This is a genomic window from Fictibacillus sp. B-59209 (genome assembly GCF_036216745.1).
GTDB classification, from domain to species: domain Bacteria; phylum Bacillota; class Bacilli; order Bacillales; family Fictibacillaceae; genus Fictibacillus_C; species Fictibacillus_C marinisediminis.
Genome location: NZ_JARMMC010000007.1, coordinates 1 through 20700 on the forward strand (window position 1 = coordinate 1; position 20700 = coordinate 20700).

The following is a 20700-nucleotide window of genomic DNA, read 5'->3' on the forward strand; positions in this document are numbered from 1 at the left end:
TGCTCCTGTGAGTGGTTGATTTCCGTTCCAGGATGCTCGCTTTAACCGGCGTAAACGCCTACTTTCGCGGGGCGTGCGCTGAACCCCTCGGCGCTTGCGCCTGCGGGTTTCACCTGTCACGCTCGTCCCGCAGGACAAGGAAGGCTTCGGCAGCGTTATATCGCACGAAGAAAATGTGAAATTCATTTTCGAGGAGTCTCGCACCTTGCACTCCAATCAACTTAGCAATGAAGGTTTCTTTACAAAAATGCTCCCAACTAAAGCAACAATCATTAAGAAAAGTGTCATTTTAATTTTTAAAAAAACAGGGGAGGAAAGCGCATGTTCACTTTCTATTGGAGTCTATTGACTTTATTTTGGGTTATCGGACTCTTCATCTGGCATAAAATTTATCCGGACAAGAGGAATGAAGGGTGACCTTTTGTCTGAAAAGGCCTTATCCCACAAAAGCGGGATAGGGTCTTTTGATTTTTATGTAAATTGTTTGATTTTCTGCAGTCCGTAGTTTAACCATGGTATGATAAAACATAATGATTACGTTTTATTTTGTTTAAGGAGGATCCTGTTATGTCTCAACCAAAGATACCAACCTATATATTAAGCGGCTTTTTAGGGAGCGGGAAAACGACCGTGCTGCTGAAGATGCTGTCTGATTTTAAAAGCAGGGGGCTCAAGCCGGGCATCGTTCTGAATGAACTCGGACAAGTGAATGTAGAAGGGCATATGTTCAAAGGTGAAAAAATGCTGGAGATGCTGGATGGCTGTATTTGCTGTACGATCCAGGACGACCTTCGCGAGGAACTGCAGTTCTTTTTACAGGAAGAGAACGCTGTGGATATTTTGCTGATTGAAGGTACAGGAGTTGCAAATCCGAAGGAAATTCTTGAAGCACTGACGGATCCGCGGCTTCGTGACGGTTTTGAAACGCAATCGATCATCAGTCTGGCCGATGCAAGTAAGTTTCTTGAGTATCAAAGCATATTCTCCAGTTCAAGAGAGATACGCGAGATGCTCAATGAACAAATAACGAGCGCTACACTTATTCTTTTAAACAAGATGGATCTTGTTAACGAGAAAACGAAAGATAAAATCAATAAAAAGCTTAGAAAGCAATTAAAAGCGGAAGTAGAGATCATCGAGACAGTATATGGCGATGTGGAACTGGACGAGTTGCTGAAGAAACGGATGAGCACTGTCGCGGTATCGTTAAGCAAGGAAACAGGAAATGCTGGCTATTCTCATCATGAACATGAAGATCACCACCACCACGAGCATCCATTTAAGGCATTTAAAATAGAAGATTTCCCGGCGGTTGAACGGATCCGGTTTGAAAAATGGCTGAAAAAGCTGCCAGAAAGTGTGCTGCGAGGAAAAGGAATGGTATCACTGGCGTCCCCCTCAGGACTCTATCAATTCCAATTTGCATCGAAAGAAGTAGAAATGGAGCGGATGGAAGATCAAAATTGCAGGACATGCCTCATTTTAATTGGCTATAACATGCCGATTGAGGAAATTCGAGTTTCTTTTCAGCAGGAAGTGCTGCAAACCGTCAGCATCTAGGTACGTTTGGCAAGCTGGATTCAGTGGCGGGCGGAGGTTTACCCGCCGTTTTGGGACAAATACGCGCGGAAATGCAAAAGTTACCCGCCAAAACGAGCTGTTTACCCGCGGAAATTGCATATTTGCCCGCCAACACCACGATTCACACAATCTCCTATTCAGCAAAATCGTATAAAACATGCTACATTAATTCATGATGATAAGAGTGTAAGTTGAAGGAGGATATATCATGATACGTTTTGGAGTAATCGGAACAAACTGGATTACCGATGCTTTCTTGAAAGCAGCAGGTGACTTGGAAGACCTTAAGCTGGCTGCCGTCTATTCAAGGACGGTGGAGAAAGGGAGAGAGTTCGCGGACAAGTACGGGGTACATACGGTTTTTACCGATGTGGAAGAGATGGCAAAATCCGATGTGATCGATGCGGTTTATGTTGCCAGCCCGAACTCTTTTCACTCGAAGCATGCCATCACGCTGATGAACCATGGCAAGCATGTGCTCTGCGAAAAGCCGCTTGCTTCCAACGCAGAGGAAGTCAAAGAAATGATCGAAGCGGCAAAAGCAAACAAGATTGTTCTGATGGAGGCGCTAAAATCAACCATGCTTCCGGGATTCAAAGCAATTCAAGAAAGTTTGCCCAAAATCGAGACCATAAGAAGATACGTGGGAAACTACTGCCAGTATTCTTCCCGCTATGATGCCTATAAAGAAGGAAACATTTTGAATGCGTTTAAGCCTCAGTTTTCAAATGGAGCGCTCATGGACTTGGGAACGTACTGCATCTATCCGCTTGTAGTTCTGTTTGGCAAGCCGATCAGCGTAAAGGCGAGCGGGGTCATGCTGGAATCCGGTGTGGATGGGGAAGGCAGCGTCCTTTTGACGTATGAGTCGATGGAGGCTGTCATTACGTATTCAAAGATTACGGATTCGTTCCTTCCTTCTGAAATTCAGGGGGAGAAAGGGAGCATCATCATTGACCGGATTCATACACCGGAAAAGGTTGAGATTCGCCATCGAGGTGGATCGGTGGAAGATGTCTCTCAAACAGCCCAACATGAACCGATGTATTATGAAGCAAAAGAATTCATCTCTCTGATTCAGCAGGGAAAACTGGAATCAGACATCAACTCTCACGAAAATTCTCTTACAGTCATGGAGATTATGGATGAAGTCCGCAGCCAGATTGGTGTTGTCTATCCAAGCGACCGAAAATAAACGATTTGAACTGCTCAGAGTTTTTTCTGGGCAGTTCTTGTTTAGATAGGCTGTGAGAATGAAATAGTACGTACCATATGAAAATGGGGGTTTGGATGAGAGTGCATTGGTCACACTAAAGGTGACGATCCTTTCATTTACATAGATAGGGAAACTATTAGGCAATGAGGAGTGGAAGACATGACGAAAAAAGTGAAGAAAGCCATTATTCCGGCAGCTGGTCTTGGGACGAGATTTCTGCCGGCCACGAAAGCAATGCCGAAAGAAATGCTGCCTATCGTAGACAAACCAACCATTCAATACATTGTGGAAGAAGCGATTAATTCCGGGATAGAAGATATTCTGATCGTAACAGGTAAAGGAAAACGTGCGATCGAGGATCATTTTGATTATTCATTTGATCTGGAGCAAAGTCTGTTCAGCAAAGGAAAGGTGAAGCTGCTTCAGGAAGTTCAGCGCTCGTCAGAAATGGCAGATATTCATTACATCCGCCAGAAGCAGCCGAAGGGGCTTGGGCATGCTGTATGGAGTGCAAGGAAATTTATTGGAGACGAGCCGTTCGCTGTCCTGCTTGGTGATGATATTGTCCAATCGGAAACACCGTGCATTCGCCAGCTGATCCAGCAGTATGAGAAAACAGGATCATCTGTTATCGGGGTAAAGCCTGTTCCAGAAGAAGAAACAGGCCGGTACGGGATCATTGAAACGAGAAAACAAGCGGGACGCCTGTATGAGGTCTCCAATTTTGTAGAAAAACCTTCAAAAGGCGAAGCTCCTTCCAACCTGGCGATCATGGGGCGCTACGTTCTTACTCCCGAGATCTTTTCCATTCTCGATAACCAGGAAATCGGGGCCGGAGGGGAGATTCAGCTAACCGATGCCATTCATAGGCTGAACCAGGAACAGAACGTATATGCTTATGAGTTTGAGGGTGATCGGTATGATGTAGGGGACAAGCTTGGTTTTATAACAACCACGATTGAATTTGCATTGAAGAACAAAGAGCTTAACGAGCCTCTTATGCATTATTTAAAAGAAAAGCTGATGAACGTGCAGGCTGATCCAAAACTGTAAGCCATTGCCGATTTAAGGGCGTATCCTAAACAGAAGGGGTTCCATGATTGTGAAATACTGGTCAGCCTTGAGTCCGGAAAATAAACATCTGACATTGGCATGGGTGCTGCTGGTTTTGTTCATGGCCCCTCCGTTTATTCTCGGTGAGCATTCTCATATCCGAGTACATGACAATATGGATTCCAACATTGCGTGGTACAAGGTGTTAAAAGAAAGCGGGCAGCTGTTCGGTCCGATGGACACCGTCATTCCGCAAATTATCAACGGCCTTCCCAGGAATGCTTTCGGAACCGAGTTCAGTCTGATCCAATGGCTTCATCACTGGTTTCCGCCTATGACAGCTTATGCCATAAGCCAGGGGATTACCCGGATTTTTGCGTTCATCGGGATGTATTTGCTGCTGTCGAAGCATTTTATGAAAGATGAAAAGGCTTATCCCATAACCGTGTGGGTTTCACTTGCCTTTGCACTGACTCCCTTTTGGCCGTCGGGAATGCTCAGTACGCTAGGGCAGCCCCTTGCTTTATGGGCATTTTTAAATATTAGAAAGCACAAAGAAACCTGGAGGGAATGGCTTACGCTTGTACTCCTGCCCCTATACTCCAGTTTTGTGCTTGGATTTTTCTTTTTTCTCACTGCAGTGGGTGTGATCTGGCTTTATGATGCAGTTACAAAAAAGCGGTGGAACATGCGCTTTTTATTCAGCATTGTATTGATGACGGTCCTTTATTTGCTGATTGAATATAGACTCGTATACTCGCTTGTAGTGCCGGAAGCACCGACAAGCCGGAATGAATTCATGAGCTCGAAGCTTTCGTTCTGGCATACGATACGGCTTGTTTTCAAAAACTATTTTCTGGGCCACACGCATGTCCTCACTTTACATACAGCGGTCATTTTACCCATTATGTTTGCTGCGCTTTGGAAGATTTGGAAAGATAGAAGCAGTGGGGAGATTAAAAAATCGTTCCTTCTCTTATTCTTGCTTAACTTCTTGCTGTCTGTCTGGTATGCCTTTTGGTTTTACAAGGGCTGGACGCCTGTAAAAGAGAAGGTTTCTTTTCTTGCGACGTTCAATTTTGCACGTTTTCATTTTTTGCGCCCGCTCGTTATTTATGTTTTGTTTGCTTTAGGAAGCTGGATTCTATGGAAAATAGAAGGCTGGCGGACATGGATAAAGGCCGGTTTGGCTCTACAGATTTTTATTTTATGCTGTGCTCATGAGGAGATTTATTACCGTGTTGTCCATGCACCATCCTTCAAGGAGTTTTATGCCGTCAAACAATTCGAGGAGATGGAACACTATATCGGAAAGCCGCAGTCTTCCTATCGAGTGGCGAGCATCGGGATCCATCCTGCCATCGCCCAGTATAACGGCTTTTACACCCTTGATACATACAACAATTATTATCCGCTGTCTTATAAGCATAAGTTTCGAAGAATTATTGCCAAAGAACTTGATAAAGACCGGATGCTAAAAAATTACTTTGATCAATGGGGAAACCGGTGCTATCTTTTTGCAGATGAGCTGGGAAAGAAGTACCATTACACGAAACATTCAAAGAAACGCATTCAGCATCTCCATCTGAACACGAAAGTCTTTACTCAAATGGGAGGCCGGTATATCTTTTCCGCGCTTCCGATTGATAATGCAGAAGAAAATCACCTGCATTTTGTAAAAGCATTTTCTCAAAAGGAATCGGCTTGGAGGATTTATTTGTATCGTGCTGAAGAAATGGACTAAAAATGGCAAAAGGAGTAGCCGGAAGAGATGGCTGATGAGAAATGAAACATTCATTTGTACGCTTTTTGATAGTTGGTGTAATCAATACATTGGTCGGATTATCGGTGATCTATCTGCTGCTTCATGCGGCAGAGGTATCGTATTGGCTGGCAACATTTTTAGGAAACGCAGTTGGCGCATGTGTGAGCTATGTGCTAAACCGGATGTTCACGTTTAAAAGCTCCTCACCAGTAGCGGGAAGTATGGTACGGTTTGCTATCGTCATTCTTCTCTGCTATTTTATCGCCTATTATGCCGGAATTCGGATCGCAGACTGGGCCTTCTCTGCAATAATTCCTCTGCCAAAACACTTTGCCAAAGATGCCGCTGTTTTGATAGGAACAGGACTGTATACGGTTCTGAATTATGCCGGACAAAAACGCTTCGTGTTTACGGAGAGCAGCAGCTCTGGTAAAGCGGGCACTATGACGCGGGAGTAATTAAATAACAGTTCTTTACTTCGTTCCGGGTGCGGGATGATCTATCCCTTTTACATGATGCTGATGGCCATCGTCTACACTTGTGTAAAAGTCGTAATAGTGAACATGCATGCCGTTGCCTACTGGAATAGGCGGACCAGAATAGGCTCGGTAATGGTGGTTATGGCCATTTTCAAACATTACATATCCTTCCGTAAAATGGATGTGGCCTCCGTCCTGTGTTGGAATGGGCGGAGAAGTGACATCAAGGCATTGATGCACGTGGTCTCCAGCCATGGAAGTATAATCAACGGAACCATGATTGTGGTTGGGAACAAATCCTTGGACAAAATCATCCTTTCCCACTTTGTTGTTCATAAGAATCTCCTCCTGTAGCATTTGGTCTACTCAATAGTTATGTTCTGTTTTGTTTTATTTTCCAAAATTTTATGTTTCATTGATTTTCTCTTGTGAAAAGAGTATGATTAATGAACTGGACTTTTGCCGTAAATTATAAGGATGATGGATATGAAAAACCCAAAATTCAAAATCACATACCTCCCCTGAGCCGCCTTCGGCTTAGGGTTTTTTTTTCCTTTGGGAAACATTATTTTAGGAGGGGAACATGGAGATTGTACATGAAAGAGAAAGAATAGGTAAAAAAGTGGCCTGGCTGGCTCTGATCAGCAACTGTATATTAACCATTGGAAAGGTTGCGGTCGGGCTGATTGCAGGAAGTGAATCGGTCTTTGCGGACGGTATCCACTCCGCTGCAGACATTGTAGCTTCTATTGCTGTACTGGCCGTGGTAGGAATCTCCAACAAGCCGCCTGATGAGGACCATCCATTCGGACATGGTAAAGCTGAAGTGCTTAGTGAAGGCTTTGTAGGTATTATTTTATTTCTTGTTTCTATATATATTGTTATTGAAGGCATCCTGGGCTTAATCGGAACACCGAAAGCACCTGAGTACATTGCCTTGTTCGCCGCTCTATTTTCTTATTTTGCAAAGCACCTGCTTTACCATAACTCCATGAAGCTGGGTGAAAAATATAACAGCAAAGCCATAATAGCGATCGCATTTGACCACAAAGCTGACATTGTAGCCTCCCTCGCTGCTTTTTTTGGCGTCATACTATCCATTATCGGGGATAAATTCAACTTGCCTTATCTCTTATACGGCGATGCTGCGGCCAGTCTGATCGTCGCTTTCCTTATCCTGAAAATCTCACTGAAACTGCTCGGTTCATCCGTTGATGTATTGATGGATAAGAATATTGAAAAACCGCTGCTTACGCAGTACCGAAAAGTTGTCATGGAATTTAAAGAAGTGAAGCGGATTGACCGCATGAGAGCGAGGACACATGGCCACTACATCATTCTGGACTTAAGAATTTCGCTCAATTATGATCTGAGCATTAAAGAAGGCCATGATATTGCAAGAGATTTAAGAGACGAGATACAAAATAGATTTCCGGATATATCTGAGGTATTTATTCATATTAATCCGTACTTTCCTGACAAAAATTGACACCAGGCCTGGGTGTTTTTTGTTTATCACAAGAAAAATCGGGAATAGGTTGCATAAACAAATCCTTTAAAAGGAGGAGAAATTAAATGAAATCTATTCATGTTCTGCTTGAGTATACGGAAGAAGCCCCTGAAACGTTTGATAAAGATCTTCGCGGGAAATTAAATGATAATTTAAGTGATTTGGGGCTGAAAGTCGTTTCGATTGGAGATTTTGGTAAAGAAGATGAAGATAACTCAGCCAGTTCACAGTCAAACAAAGCCTAGCCTGATGCTTCGGGAAAACGGACGGCCATTATCCCGTATCACAACAATTCCGCAGGTGGGCAGTCAACCCCAGATGAGCAGCTGCCAGGATATGAAAATTATGAAAAAATAACCATTGATCTTTAGACCTTGTCCCAGGACAGGGTCTTTTTCGTTTTTTTCAGGAATCAGGAACGTAAAATAAGATAGAAATTTGTTGGAATCCTTTAGCTCTTTAAAGGAGATAAAAACGTGATGTCGAATTTAGTATAACGGGCGTTTATGTAAGTCTGCTCTAGTAAGATGTCCTCAAAAGGAAAGGATTTTGTTGAAATAAAAAGGAAAAATACTTAAATTGTTGAAATGTATGAAAGGTAAGTAATCCAGTAGCCGTTCACTGAAATTCCATAAAACAAAATCCGTATGCCCATAGAAAGTAAGCACTACCAATAAAACAGGAATAGAGGTGCTTACCATGAACTATCATCAGGTTACGGTTGAAATAAAAAATGAATTGGATATCTCTATTGCCCGTCAAGAAGGGAAAGAGCTTGCTAGAATCATCGGTTTTAATTCCGTTAATCAAGTCCGGATCAAAACCGTGATATCCGAGCTTGCCAGAAACATTTACCTTTATGCAGGAGAGGGTAAAATCATTGTCGAAGCGATTGAGGAAGAAAACCGGGCAGGGATCAGGGTATCGGCCATTGATCAAGGTCCAGGTATTCAAGACATTAAAATGGCGCTTCAAGCAGGATATACGAGTTCAGGAGGATTGGGAGCCGGTTTGCCGGGGGTCCAAAAATTAATGGATATCATCAATGTTCAATCGACTCTTAATTTGGGTACTGAAATCACGGCCATTAAATGGTGCAGTGAAAAAATGATGAAATAGCCGCCGAATTCCCGTGAAGAAAAAGGGAACCGGCGGTTAAATTTTGCCTTTTTTTGTGGGAAAAATTACAAACAGGATGTCTCTCCTCTATAATACACAATAAGCCGTACGATAAGGAGAACCCTTATTTATGATAAAGTCTGTTATTTTTGATTTTGATGGCACGCTCGCTGACTCAAGGCTCGTGTTCTTATCGGTGTTTAATCAGCTGGCAGCAAAGCATGGTTTTCGGAAAGTAGATGTTGAAGAGATGGAGTTTTTGAGGAAGCTTTCGATGATGGAAAGGATAAAACATCTGAATTTCCCAATGCACAAAATACCTGCATCGAGCGCTGAATTTTACGAGCTTTATAATCAAGCATTAGGGGATGTGACACTGGTCCCTGGCATGGCTGAACTTTTATCAGAAGTAAACAGGAGGGGATACAAGTCGGCCATAATATCTTCCAATTCAAAAAAGAATGTTGAAGCCTTTCTATCCCGAAACCGCCTCCACCATATGGAAGAGATCATTTGCTCCACCCGGCTTTTTGGTAAGGATCGCCATATTAAAAGCTATCTTAAAAAGAACGGAATGGCCAAGGAAGAAGTGATCTATGTCGGTGATGAAGCCAGAGATATTGCCGCCTGCAGAAAAAGCGGCATTAAAATCATCTGGGTAGGCTGGGGCTATGACGCAAGGGAAGCTGCAGAAAAGGAAAAACCGGATTTTATGGTTTTCCATCCCAAGGATATTTTAACGGTATTGAACTGATCACATGATAAAACCCTGCGTCAAGGACGCAGGGTTTTGTATGGCAGTTTCCGCTTCTTTTGCTGCATAAGCAAAAACGGCAGCCTTCTCTTATTGCCTTTATAATGGATGATTTCAAGCAGTTGGTTCAGTGCTTTAACCTGATCGGATTCATTCATTTCTTATGTGCCCCCTCTTCATATCAATCTATGAAGGAGTTGAGGCATTATGCTTTTTTTTCTACGCCAGATATTCCTGCTGGATCACAGTGTTCAGTAAAATGTACTGTCCTTGATCAAGGACAGCCGAGTATAACTTGGCCTCGCTTTCAGATACACCAATCTTGACCAGTTTTTGGTGGGTGTTTTTTTCAGAGGGCGGAAGCTTGCTTGTTTCGTAAGGTCCTACAATCATCATATGCTTCGTGTCCATTCCGTCTTTTTTTAATAGTTTCAGCTTGTTTAATACTTTTTTCTCTGATGGGTAAATGCCAATAACCCTGCGAGTATTCATAGGCAGACCTCCTCAGTTTTAGAATAATAATTTAAGGGAATATTCTGTTAATTCCCGCAATGGTTATACTTTAAAACCTATTTCAAAAAAATTTAAAGGGTTTAGGTTTGATTTTGTTCTGCGAAGGGTAAAAGCATTTTGAAGCAACTCACCCCCCTTTTTTAAGCCAGAGCCATAACGGTTTTGGTTTTTTTATGCTTTAAATGATGTGGTATAGTGAATGAGGAAGTATTTGAACAGATAGGGGTATGCACGTATGGTTGAGGTTTTACTGGCAGCGCTTTTGCCGATTGTTTTACAGCTTCTTTTTAACCGGGTGCTCTTTTCAAAGTATCTGCCTGTCATGATTACATTGCTAATTTTGCTGTTTGCGTTCGATGGCCTGAATCAGCCGCTGTATCTTCAGGCAACAGCACTATGTTCTGTATTGGCCGGATATTGGCTCGGTTTAAACATCCATAAAAAACAAGCGCGTAAAATGAAATAAAAGCGTTCGCCTCAAGAAGGGGCGGACGCTTTTTTTCGCCAGTAGCGAGCTGAATCCTTTAAAAAAACAAGGAGCAGTATGATAATATAGACCGAAACAACGCCGAGGCCGATATGGCCGAAGTGTAAAAGCTGCAGAAAGACGGATACGATTGTTGCGGCATAGATTCCGCCGAGATACGTTTCCATTTGATGATTTTGATAGAGCGAGGTTAGTCTGGCCCCCAGCTGAGCGCCGATCAATGCGCCGATGATTAAAAAGATGCCGATGTGATAGTTCAGCGTGATCGATTGTGCATAGGTCAGGAACCCTGCTGAAACAATGGCAAAAACACTGACAAGGCTTGTCCCAACTGCTTTTCTTGGTTCAAGTTTTAATACGGAAATCATCAGTGGAACCATGACAAAGCCGCCGCCGACTCCAAGGGTGGTCGAAAGAAATCCGCCAGTAAACCCAATCATCAGCGCTTTCGTCATTGAAAAGGCATTTTCCGCCGGCATCTCAGCAACAGTTGTATTTTTCTTTTTCCTGAGCAGCTGAACAGCAAAGTATCCCATCAGTATGATATATAAGGCCGGTATTACAATTTTATCCCAATGCTTTTCGCTAAGCCACATGACAACAGGGTGTGCAGCCTGTGTGGCAAGTACTCCTGACAAGCCAAGGGTGATGGCTGTTTTCCAATAGATATTCTTCATGCGAAGATGAGCAAATACCCCTGAAACACTCGTCCCGATCGAATACATGAGACTGGTCGCGATCGCGGTAACCGGCTCATAGCCAAACAATATTAAAACAGGGGTTAAAATAAAGCCTCCCCCAAGTCCGAAAAACCCAGAAATAATCCCAACAGCAAGACCCAGGAAAATATAGAGCAAATCCATGATGCATTCTCCTTTTGACGTTCTGTGCAACATTCAAAGTGTACACCAAAAGAAGAAGTAAAGAAAAGACATTTTACAGACTTAAATGTCTTTTCCAGCATTTAACGCACGAATATTTGTTCGTAAAAATTAGAGTTTCACAGGTCAGCTGTGTTATAATCTTATTAGCAAAATTTAGGAACGGAGGTTGTGAAATGAGTGAGCCTTTTCAGCTCGTTTCTTCTTACGAACCGCAGGGAGACCAGCCTAAAGCGATCCGCAAGCTGGTTCAGGGAATCAAAGAGAAGAAGCAAAAAATGACACTGCTTGGCGCCACAGGTACAGGTAAGACATTTACGGTTTCAAATGTCATAAAAGAGGTGAATAAACCAACGCTGGTTATCGCCCATAACAAAACATTGGCTGGACAGCTGTACAGTGAGTTCAAAGAATTCTTTCCGAATAACGCGGTTGAATACTTTGTGAGCTACTACGATTACTATCAGCCGGAAGCATATATCCCGCAGTCCGATACGTTCATTGAAAAAGATGCGAGCATCAACGACGAAATTGATAAACTCAGACACAGTGCCACCTCTTCGTTATTTGAACGGAAGGACGTTATCATCGTTTCCAGTGTTTCCTGCATCTATGGCCTGGGTTCACCGGAAGAGTACAAAAGCCTGGTTATTTCCTTGCGTACAGGCATGGAAAGAGACAGGGACCAGCTTCTGCGTGATTTGGTAGATATCCAGTACAACCGAAATGATATCAATTTCACACGCGGTACTTTCCGCGTGCGTGGAGATGTTGTGGAGATCTTCCCGGCTTCACGTGATGAACGCTGCCTCAGAGTAGAGTTCTTTGGTGATGAGATCGACCGGATTACCGAGGTGGACGCCCTCACTGGAGAAATTGTCGGCGAACGGAACCATGTTGCCATTTTCCCGGCATCCCACTTCGTAACACGTGAAGAAAAAATGAAATTAGCCATTCAGCGGATCGAAGCAGAGCTGGAGGAGAGGCTGAAGGAGCTGAATGACGCAGGGAAGCTGCTTGAAGCCCAGCGCCTTGAACAGCGTACGCGCTACGATATTGAAATGATGAGCGAGATGGGCTTCTGCTCAGGAATTGAAAACTATTCCCTGCATCTTACGCTTCGCCCGATTGGATCTACACCGTATACTCTCCTTGATTATTTTCCTGATGATTCAATGATCGTCATTGATGAGTCCCATGTTACATTGCCGCAGATTCGTGGAATGTATAACGGAGACCAGGCAAGAAAGAATGTACTGGTGGAGCACGGCTTCCGTCTGCCGTCAGCCAAGGACAACCGTCCGCTCACGTTTGATGAATTTGAAGGAAAAGATAAGTTTCAGCATATATACGTTTCCGCAACCCCAGGACCTTATGAAGCGGAGCATGCCCCTGAACCGATCCAGCAGATCATCCGCCCGACAGGATTGCTTGATCCGACCATCGAAGTGAGGAAAAGCAAAGGGCAGATTGATGACCTTCTCGGGGAAATCAATGATCGTGTGGCGAAGAAAGAACGGGTGCTCGTAACAACGCTCACGAAAAAAATGTCCGAGGATCTGACAGATTATCTGCAGGAAATGGGTATAAAGGTAAGATACCTCCATTCCGAGATCAAAACGCTGGAGCGGATTCAGATCATAAGAGATCTCAGGCTCGGTGTGTTTGACGTGCTGGTCGGGATCAATCTCCTGCGGGAAGGTTTGGACATTCCTGAGGTATCTTTGGTTACGATCCTGGATGCCGATAAGGAAGGGTTCCTTCGTTCAGAAAGGTCTCTCATCCAGACGATGGGCCGTGCAGCGCGTAACAGCAATGGCCACGTCATCATGTATGCCGACCGTATTACGAAATCCATGGAGATTGCCATCGGAGAAACACAGAGGCGCCGGAATGTTCAGATGCAGTATAACGAGGAGCACGGGATCACGCCGCAAACGATTAAAAAAGCAGTGCACGATGTCATAAGTGCCACTCAAGCAGCTGAGGAAGCCGAGGAGTATACATCTAAAGCACCAAAACAAAAAATGAGCAAGAAAGACCGCGAAGCATTTGTTGAACGCCTCGAAGTTGAAATGAAAGATGCAGCAAGAAATCTGCAGTTTGAGCGCGCCGCAGAGCTTCGTGATATGATTCTTGAGCTTAAGGCTGAAGGGTAAGGTGATTGTAGTTGTCTACAAACCAAAACATTATTGTAAAGGGTGCACGCGCCCATAATTTAAAGAATATAGATATTACCATTCCAAGGGATAAACTGGTCGTATTGACCGGTCTATCAGGATCAGGCAAGTCCTCACTTGCTTTTGATACCATTTATGCAGAAGGGCAAAGGCGCTATGTTGAGTCTTTGTCTGCTTATGCGCGCCAATTTCTTGGCCAAATGGATAAGCCGGATGTCGACTCGATTGAAGGCCTTTCTCCTGCGATCTCGATCGACCAGAAAACGACGAGCCGCAACCCGCGTTCGACTGTAGGGACCGTTACAGAGATTTATGACTACCTTCGGCTTCTCTTTGCCCGAATCGGTCGTCCGGTCTGCCCGAATCACGGAATAGAGATTACATCCCAGACGATCGAGCAGATGGTCGACCGCATACTCGAGTATCCGGAACGTACCAAGCTGCAGATTCTTTCACCTGTGGTTTCCGGACGCAAAGGTGAACACGTTAAAGTGCTTGAAGACATTAAAAAGCAAGGCTATGTTCGTGTCAGAGTGGATGGTGAACTGCGCGACATCGGTGATGAAATCAAGCTCGAAAAGAATAAAAAGCATTCGATTGATGTGGTCATCGACCGTATTGTCGTAAAAGAAGGGATCGCCACCCGTCTCGCTGATTCCCTCGAAACGGCGCTGAACCTCTCCAGTGGGACGGTTACGGTCGATGTCATGGGAGAAGAAGAACTGTTATTCTCCCAAAATCATGCCTGCCCGTATTGCGGATTTTCAATTGGTGAGCTCGAACCGCGACTGTTTTCTTTTAACAGCCCATTCGGGGCATGTCCTTCATGTGACGGCCTTGGAATGAAGCTTGAAGTGGATCCGGAGCTCGTCATCCCTGATTGGAGCCTGTCCTTAAATGAGAACGCGATTGCCCCATGGACACCTGTGAGCTCCCAATACTACCCGCAGCTCCTGAAAAGTGTTTGCACTCATTTTGGAATCGATATGGACACTCCTGTTAAAGACCTGCCTAAAGAGCAGCTGGATAAAGTACTTTATGGCAGTGACACGGAGAGAATCCGTTTCCGTTATAAAAATGATTTTGGACAAATTAAAACGAATGATATTTATTTTGAAGGCGTGCTGGCTAATGTTGAACGCCGCTATAAAGAAACAGGTTCTGATTACATCCGGGAACAGATGGAAGGGTATATGGGCCAGAAAGCCTGCCCTGCCTGCAAAGGCTACCGTCTGAAAAAAGAATCGCTGGCTGTTCTCATTAACGGCCAGCATATCGGTGAAGCCACGGCTCTATCCGTGACAGAAGCGAAAGAATTCTTTGAAAATCTTGATCTGACGGAAAAAGAGCAGGCGATCGCACGCTTGATTTTACGTGAGATCGTTGACCGGATCGGGTTCCTGGTTAACGTCGGCCTGGATTATTTGTCACTAAACCGTGCAGCTGGAACGTTATCTGGAGGAGAAGCCCAGCGTATCCGTCTGGCAACACAGGTCGGTTCAAGGCTGATGGGTGTTCTGTATATCTTGGACGAGCCTTCTATCGGACTTCATCAGCGGGACAACGACCGGCTGATCCGCACGCTTGAAGAGATGCGCAGCCTTGGTAATACACTGATCGTCGTTGAACACGATGAGGACACGATGCTGGCCGCTGATTATATTATTGATATCGGCCCTGGTGCTGGAGCTCATGGAGGCGTCATTACTGCCCAAGGCTCTCCGAATGAAATCATGGATGATCCGAACTCTCTTACCGGGCAGTATCTTTCCGGTAAAAAGTTCATCCCGCTTCCAAAGGCGAGAAGAAAGCCGGACGGCCGAAACATTGAAGTCATCGGAGCTTCCGAAAACAACCTGAAAAATGTAAAGGTAAAGATTCCTCTTGGACTTTTTACAGGGGTAACAGGTGTTTCCGGTTCCGGAAAAAGTACGCTCGTTAATGAAATCCTGCATAAAGCATTGGCTCAAAAGCTTCATAAAGCCAAGGATAAACCAGGAGCTCATAAAGAAATTAAAGGCTTGGAACATGTTGACAAAGTCATTGACATCGATCAGTCGCCGATCGGAAGGACACCGCGTTCCAATCCGGCTACCTATACAGGTGTTTTTGATGATATCCGGGAGGTCTTTGCTTCCACCAACGAAGCGAAGGTCAGAGGCTACAAAAAAGGCCGATTCAGCTTTAATGTAAAAGGCGGCCGCTGTGAAGCATGCCGTGGAGACGGGATCATCAAGATCGAGATGCATTTCCTTCCTGATGTGTACGTGCCTTGCGAAGTATGCCACGGAAAACGGTACAACCGTGAAACGCTTGAAGTGAAGTATAAAGGGAAGAACATTGCGGATATTCTAGATATGACGGTTGAGGAAAGTGTAGATTTCTTTGTCAACATTCCAAAGATCAATCGAAAGCTGGCTACTATTCTAGATGTTGGTCTAGGCTATATCAAGCTTGGCCAGTCGGCAACTACCCTTTCCGGAGGAGAAGCACAGCGGGTGAAACTGGCATCCCAGCTTCATAAGCGCTCTACCGGAAAAACGATCTACATTCTGGATGAGCCGACAACCGGCCTTCATGTGGATGATATCTCCCGTTTGTTAAAGGTGCTGCAGCGCTTAGTCGATAATGGAGATTCAGTTGTAGTCATTGAACACAATCTTGATGTCATCAAGCAGTGTGACTATTTGATCGACCTTGGCCCTGAAGGCGGAGACAAAGGCGGAACACTCGTCGGTGCAGGTACGCCGGAGAAACTGGCTGGCATACCTGAATCACATACCGGCCGCTATCTTGCTCCGATCATCAAACGCGATAAGAAGCGCATGGACGCTATTCTGAAACAAAAAGAATCAGTGGCTAAATAAATCTTTTCACAGCGAGTGCCAGGCACCGCGATTACACAAGCGTGTAATGGTGGTGCCTGGCACTTTAAATTTAAGAGCCTGCGATAAAATAAATCGCAGAGCTCTTCTATTTTTTTAGGAAAAGTAATAGCTTGTATATAAGAAAGTTTATTAACAGGACGATCAGGCTACCTACAATAGCCGCGATGAGCCTTTCTCCTGCAGAATAATCGGCGCTGGAATCGCCCAGGGCTCCAAATATGATTCCGGCCAGCATAAGGATCGTTAAAAAAGTAAAGAAAGATTTTATCGCTTTTTGGGTTGAAAACATGTTATCCTCCAATATGATTTCCCTTACAAGTATGGCTAGGGAAGGTCTGGATGCCAAAAAAGAAGTATCCTCATCTAAGATAGCCTATAATAAGGGAAAAAAACAAATCGACATGTGAATTTTTAAAGGATGTATATTTCTTAAGTAGAATTACAAGAAGTAGTCCTTTTCATTGTTCTATAGTTCAGGAGGAAACACAGCATGAATCCAAAAGTAAAGCGTATTTTATCGGCCATTTGTTATTTCAGTCTGTTTTTTGCACCTTTTCTTTTCCCGGCAGTGGTTTATTTCGCTGTGCAGGACCAGGGTGTTACCTACCATGCCAAACGCTCATTTTTATCGCATCTTTTTCCACTCATCGCTATACCGCTCGGGATTATCATTTCAGCTGAAACGGAATTCAACATGACGGCGATTATTATCAGTGTTATTCTATTCGGCCTTACTTCGTTTGCCGTGATGGTGTGGAATATTATTCAGGGAATTAAAGTTTTTACCCGATAGATGCAGTTCAGCATCCATTGACCGGAACAGAAGACAGCAGCCTAGAATCAGCCGGCGCCGGTTTTTAAAACATTGAAGGGGGCGTCAATTTCATATGGAAGAGCGAAAAATGATTTTAAACATGCTTAATGAAGGCAAGATTTCAGCAGAGGAAGCTGAAAAGCTATTGCTTGCTGTTAACCATAAAAAAGCGTTTACGCTGCCATCCGGGACTTTGACTAAAAAACCAAAGGATATAAAAAAGGATCCTTCTAAGGGCTTTAAAATGGGCAAATTCTTCAACAGGGTCGTTAAGCGGATCAAGACGGTGGATTTTGATCTGAATTTTGGCCCGCATGAGGACGTTCACTACATTTTTGAAGACCGGCATGTCATGTTTGAAGCCATAGATATCGAGATTTATAATGGATCTATTACGATTGTTCCATGGGACAGGAATGATGTCCAGATTGAATGTGAGGCGGAAGTTTACAAGATTCCTGAAGGGACAGCAGCAAAAACAAAGTTCCGCAACGAAACGTTTTATGATTGTGATGCGACTCGCCTTCGCTTTTATGCAAGAAATAAACATCAGAAAGTGAATGCGGTCATCTCTGTACCGAGGAAAAACTATCAGGAGGTAAAGCTCGTCACGTTCAACGGCGGAATTAAGATCGGTGATTGTGAAGGCCGGCAGATGGCCTTAAAGACCACGATCGGCTCACTTTTCGTCAATAATTGCAGTGGAGAGAAGCTGAAGGCCGAAGCGTCAAACGGCAGCATCACCTTAAAGGAAAGCCAATGGAAAGAGCTGATCGCCGAGACGATGAACGGTCCCGTGCGGCTGAACGGGCAGGTGGATGACATTCGAATCGAAACGATCAACGGCTCCATTTATTATCGTTTAGACACTCCGGCGACAGGGTATGCATCATTAAAAACTGTCACGGGTAAAATAGAAGCAGAATTACCTGAATCACTGGAAGTCGAGGCTAGTTTAAAAACCTATGTTGGCGGTCTTGTCAGTGATTTTGACGGAATGGAAGTCTTGGAGCAAAAAAAGGAAGTAACCAAGAAGTTTCTTCGTTTTATTGCTAATAAAGGAAACGAACCGGCTTACCGTATGGAAGCGGAAGCCAAGACAGGCTCCATTGCCATCCTGAAGGTTAAATAAGGAGTGACATCATGAAAAGACTTGTTCGTTCTAGTGACCGGAAATTAGCCGGTGTCTGCGGGGGCATTGCGGACTATTTCGCCATTGATCCTGCAATTGTTCGTCTGATCGTTATTGTTGCCCTTATCGCGACAGCTGTAGCACCTGTTGTTATCGGCTATTTGATTGCCATATTTATCATTCCTGAAGAAAGTGAAGTGCACTAAATGTTTAACTGGTTAATCTCTTTACTTGTGAACACTGTAGTTCTTATGGTGGTTGCAGGCTATTATCCGCCTTTTCACCTGGAAGGGGTCGGTGCTGCTTTTTTAGCCAGCATCATCCTTTCCATTTTCAACTTATTTATCAAGCCCATACTGATCCTGCTGACGCTCCCCGTCACCGTATTGTCTTTCGGTCTGTTTCTTATCGTGATCAACGCCATTCTGCTTATGCTGACAGCGAAAGTCATGGGAGATCAGTTTAATATCGACGGATTTGGCGCCGCCTTTTTGGCAGCGATCATTATCTCAGTATTAAACCTGTTGATTCAAAATTTTATAATTGAACCTATGCAAAAAAAGAAGCGTTCCAGATAGGGGCGCTTTTTTGGTAGTTAAATCGAGGAGGTGTGGTTCCAGGCACAAAAAAAGCAGGGAGGTTTGGTTCCAGGCACCTTTGCAAGGGGGTAACTTTTTTTGTTCGGTGCCAGGCACCAAGGCACCAAGGCACCAAGTTTGCTTACAGCAAATAGAAGGAGGCGAAAAATGGAATCTCAGAGGCTGCAGTTCAGGGAGTATTCGATGGAGGATTTGGAGTTTTATGCTTCTCTATGGGGACAATCTGATGTTGTTCAATACATAGGGAAAGGGTTAACAAAAACAAAAAAGGAAGCCACGAAAAGTTTAGAGAATTGGATCCTTCCAGGCTACAAAAATGGTTTGGGCCTTTATATCATACTGCATAAAGAGACAGGGGAGCCTATCGGTCACGCTGGCCTGGTCCGGCAGATTGTGGAGGGGAGAAGAGAGACGGAGATCGGCTATTGGCTCGCAAAACCTTTTTGGGGGAAAGGGTTTGCATCAGAAGCAGCTGCCTTTTTCATGTCCTACGGAAAGATTCAGCTGAAGTATGGAAGGATGATCTCTCTTATTCATCCCAAGAATACTGCGTCCATTGCTGTGGCAAAAAAAATCGGCATGGCCTATGAAAAAACGGTGTTCTTTAACGGAAGCCGTACTCGTATATATGCTTCAGGATGATAGCAGACACTAAGGCTACAGGATGGCAAGGATATGAATATTTTTGAAAAATGAATTTTGTTACCTTATTGCCCTTAGTGTACAATAATAGTTGAATGGAAGAACAATAGGAGGAAACCATGGCGAAAGTACATACAAAAGAGTTGATCGATAAATTTCAGCTTGAACTGGTCAGCGGGGAAGAAGGTGTGCACCGCACGATTACGACCAGTGATATTTCCCGTCCGGGACTTGAGATGGCTGGGTATTTTACTTATTATCCTGCTGAACGGCTTCAGCTTCTTGGAAAAACAGAACTTTCTTTTATCAGCGAGCTGCCTTCTCAAATTCGCATAGAGCGGATGGAACAGCTGTGTACGGATGAAACACCGGGCATTATTATCTCGAGGGAAATGGAAGTGCCTAAAGAGCTGCTGATTGCCTCTCATGGGACAGGCGTGCCGATCATGCGGACGAAAATGACCACTACCCGCCTGTCGAGCAGACTGACCAATTATTTGGAAAGCCGCCTAGCACCAATGACTGCTGTTCATGGTGTATTGGTTGATATATATGGAATCGGAGTGCTCATTAAAGGAGACAGCGGGGTAGGAAAAAGTGAAACTGCGCTGGAGCTAGTGAAACGGGGACATCGTCTGGTTGCGGATGATTCTGTAGAAATCCGCCAGGAAGATGAAGAGACTCTCGTCGGAAGTGCGCCTGAGCTGATCCAGCATCTGCTGGAGATCCGAGGTCTCGGTATCATCAACGTCATGACGCTGTTTGGTGCGGGAGCGATTCGAAACTATAAAAAGATTTCTCTCATTATCAACCTGGAAACCTGGGATTCCAAAAAGGTATACGACCGTCTTGGACTTGAAGAAGAGACCATGCCAATTCTGGACGCTGAGGTACCGATTTTAACGGTGCCCGTCCGTCCGGGACGTAACCTTGCTGTCATTATAGAAGTGGCTGCGATGAACTTCCGCCTGAAACGAATGGGTATGAATGCTGCCAAGCAGTTTAACGACAGACTGACAGATGCTATTGCGTCTGGCGATGAAGAAGATTTATAAATCATGGCTCTTTTCTAAATGATTTTTGCTTT

At 44.3% G+C, this 20700-nt stretch carries 22 protein-coding genes; 18 read left to right on the forward strand and 4 right to left on the reverse strand.

Annotation, left to right across the window (positions count from 1 at the left end):
* Positions 1-567: 567 nt before the first annotated feature.
* The 5 genes from P4361_RS04940 to P4361_RS04960 all read left to right on the forward strand — a co-directional run bounded on the left by P4361_RS04940 (position 568) and on the right by P4361_RS04960 (position 6073).
* Positions 568-1560, forward strand: a complete 993-nt coding sequence (locus tag P4361_RS04940; protein ID WP_328088475.1) for a GTP-binding protein — start codon at positions 568-570, stop codon at positions 1558-1560.
* 229 nt (positions 1561-1789) lie between these two features.
* Entirely contained in the window at positions 1790-2776 is a 987-nt protein-coding gene (locus P4361_RS04945; RefSeq protein WP_062237901.1) for a Gfo/Idh/MocA family protein, read from the forward strand.
* Between the two features lie 180 nt (positions 2777-2956).
* Complete coding sequence (gene galU / locus P4361_RS04950) at positions 2957-3850, forward strand: UTP--glucose-1-phosphate uridylyltransferase GalU (RefSeq protein WP_256224569.1); 894 nt, start codon at positions 2957-2959, stop codon at positions 3848-3850.
* A gap of 43 nt (positions 3851-3893) precedes the next feature.
* Positions 3894-5594 (forward strand): DUF6044 family protein, encoded by a 1701-nt coding sequence (locus P4361_RS04955; protein ID WP_328088476.1) that lies wholly within the window; start codon positions 3894-3896, stop codon positions 5592-5594.
* A gap of 41 nt (positions 5595-5635) precedes the next feature.
* Positions 5636-6073 (forward strand): GtrA family protein, encoded by a 438-nt coding sequence (locus P4361_RS04960; RefSeq protein WP_328088477.1) that lies wholly within the window; start codon positions 5636-5638, stop codon positions 6071-6073.
* Between the two features lie 15 nt (positions 6074-6088).
* On the opposite strand, the gene P4361_RS04965 is transcribed toward P4361_RS04960, so the two are convergent.
* On the reverse strand, positions 6089-6430 hold the full coding sequence (locus P4361_RS04965) for a YmaF family protein (protein ID WP_328088478.1): 342 nt from the start codon (positions 6428-6430) through the stop codon (positions 6089-6091).
* 253 nt (positions 6431-6683) lie between these two features.
* On the opposite strand from P4361_RS04965, the gene P4361_RS04970 reads away from it, so the two are divergent.
* From P4361_RS04970 to P4361_RS04985, 4 genes are all read left to right on the forward strand, one after another.
* Positions 6684-7583, forward strand: coding sequence for a cation diffusion facilitator family transporter (locus P4361_RS04970; RefSeq protein WP_328088507.1), 900 nt, complete (start codon positions 6684-6686; stop codon positions 7581-7583).
* A gap of 86 nt (positions 7584-7669) precedes the next feature.
* Complete coding sequence (locus P4361_RS04975; RefSeq protein WP_053357050.1) at positions 7670-7849, forward strand: hypothetical protein; 180 nt, start codon at positions 7670-7672, stop codon at positions 7847-7849.
* A gap of 454 nt (positions 7850-8303) precedes the next feature.
* Positions 8304-8723 carry an anti-sigma regulatory factor gene (locus tag P4361_RS04980; RefSeq protein WP_053357051.1) on the forward strand — a complete coding sequence of 140 codons (420 nt, stop codon included), beginning with the start codon at positions 8304-8306 and terminating at the stop codon, positions 8721-8723.
* A 130-nt stretch (positions 8724-8853) separates the two neighbouring features.
* Positions 8854-9477 (forward strand): HAD-IA family hydrolase, encoded by a 624-nt coding sequence (locus tag P4361_RS04985; RefSeq protein WP_062237911.1) that lies wholly within the window; start codon positions 8854-8856, stop codon positions 9475-9477.
* A 20-nt stretch (positions 9478-9497) separates the two neighbouring features.
* Here the strand turns inward: P4361_RS04985 and P4361_RS04990 are convergent, their stop codons facing one another.
* Together P4361_RS04990 and P4361_RS04995 are read right to left on the reverse strand one after the other, a co-directional pair.
* Positions 9498-9635: a hypothetical protein gene (locus P4361_RS04990; RefSeq protein ID WP_156419044.1), complete on the reverse strand. Its 138-nt coding sequence runs from the start codon at positions 9633-9635 to the stop codon at positions 9498-9500.
* 61 nt (positions 9636-9696) lie between these two features.
* Complete coding sequence (locus P4361_RS04995) at positions 9697-9969, reverse strand: hypothetical protein (RefSeq protein ID WP_248253858.1); 273 nt, start codon at positions 9967-9969, stop codon at positions 9697-9699.
* A gap of 256 nt (positions 9970-10225) precedes the next feature.
* On the opposite strand from P4361_RS04995, the gene P4361_RS05000 reads away from it, so the two are divergent.
* Positions 10226-10456: a DUF2198 family protein gene (locus tag P4361_RS05000; protein WP_062237917.1), complete on the forward strand. Its 231-nt coding sequence runs from the start codon at positions 10226-10228 to the stop codon at positions 10454-10456.
* An 11-nt stretch (positions 10457-10467) separates the two neighbouring features.
* Here P4361_RS05000 and P4361_RS05005 read toward each other — a convergent pair whose 3' ends face one another.
* Entirely contained in the window at positions 10468-11340 is an 873-nt protein-coding gene (locus P4361_RS05005; RefSeq protein ID WP_328088479.1) for a sulfite exporter TauE/SafE family protein, read from the reverse strand.
* A gap of 194 nt (positions 11341-11534) precedes the next feature.
* On the opposite strand from P4361_RS05005, the gene uvrB reads away from it, so the two are divergent.
* The 8 genes from uvrB to hprK all read left to right on the forward strand — a co-directional run bounded on the left by uvrB (position 11535) and on the right by hprK (position 20668).
* Positions 11535-13517: an excinuclease ABC subunit UvrB gene (gene uvrB / locus P4361_RS05010; protein WP_053357056.1), complete on the forward strand. Its 1983-nt coding sequence runs from the start codon at positions 11535-11537 to the stop codon at positions 13515-13517.
* A gap of 11 nt (positions 13518-13528) precedes the next feature.
* The gene (gene uvrA, locus P4361_RS05015) at positions 13529-16405 is read left to right on the forward strand and encodes an excinuclease ABC subunit UvrA (RefSeq protein WP_425590224.1); all 2877 of its coding nucleotides are present in this window, start codon (positions 13529-13531) and stop codon (positions 16403-16405) included.
* A 511-nt stretch (positions 16406-16916) separates the two neighbouring features.
* A complete protein-coding gene (locus P4361_RS05020; RefSeq protein WP_053357059.1) occupies positions 16917-17219 on the forward strand; it encodes a hypothetical protein in 303 nt (100 codons plus the stop codon).
* Between the two features lie 94 nt (positions 17220-17313).
* The gene (locus tag P4361_RS05025; RefSeq protein WP_328088480.1) at positions 17314-18372 is read left to right on the forward strand and encodes a DUF4097 domain-containing protein; all 1059 of its coding nucleotides are present in this window, start codon (positions 17314-17316) and stop codon (positions 18370-18372) included.
* Positions 18373-18383: 11 nt separating this feature from the next.
* On the forward strand, positions 18384-18578 hold the full coding sequence (locus P4361_RS05030) for a PspC domain-containing protein (protein WP_328088481.1): 195 nt from the start codon (positions 18384-18386) through the stop codon (positions 18576-18578).
* On the forward strand, positions 18579-18950 hold the full coding sequence (locus P4361_RS05035; protein ID WP_053357062.1) for a phage holin family protein: 372 nt from the start codon (positions 18579-18581) through the stop codon (positions 18948-18950).
* A 168-nt stretch (positions 18951-19118) separates the two neighbouring features.
* Positions 19119-19613 (forward strand): GNAT family N-acetyltransferase, encoded by a 495-nt coding sequence (locus P4361_RS05040; RefSeq protein ID WP_328088482.1) that lies wholly within the window; start codon positions 19119-19121, stop codon positions 19611-19613.
* Positions 19614-19732: 119 nt separating this feature from the next.
* Positions 19733-20668 carry an HPr(Ser) kinase/phosphatase gene (gene hprK / locus P4361_RS05045; RefSeq protein ID WP_062237934.1) on the forward strand — a complete coding sequence of 312 codons (936 nt, stop codon included), beginning with the start codon at positions 19733-19735 and terminating at the stop codon, positions 20666-20668.
* Positions 20669-20700 lie beyond the last annotated feature (32 nt).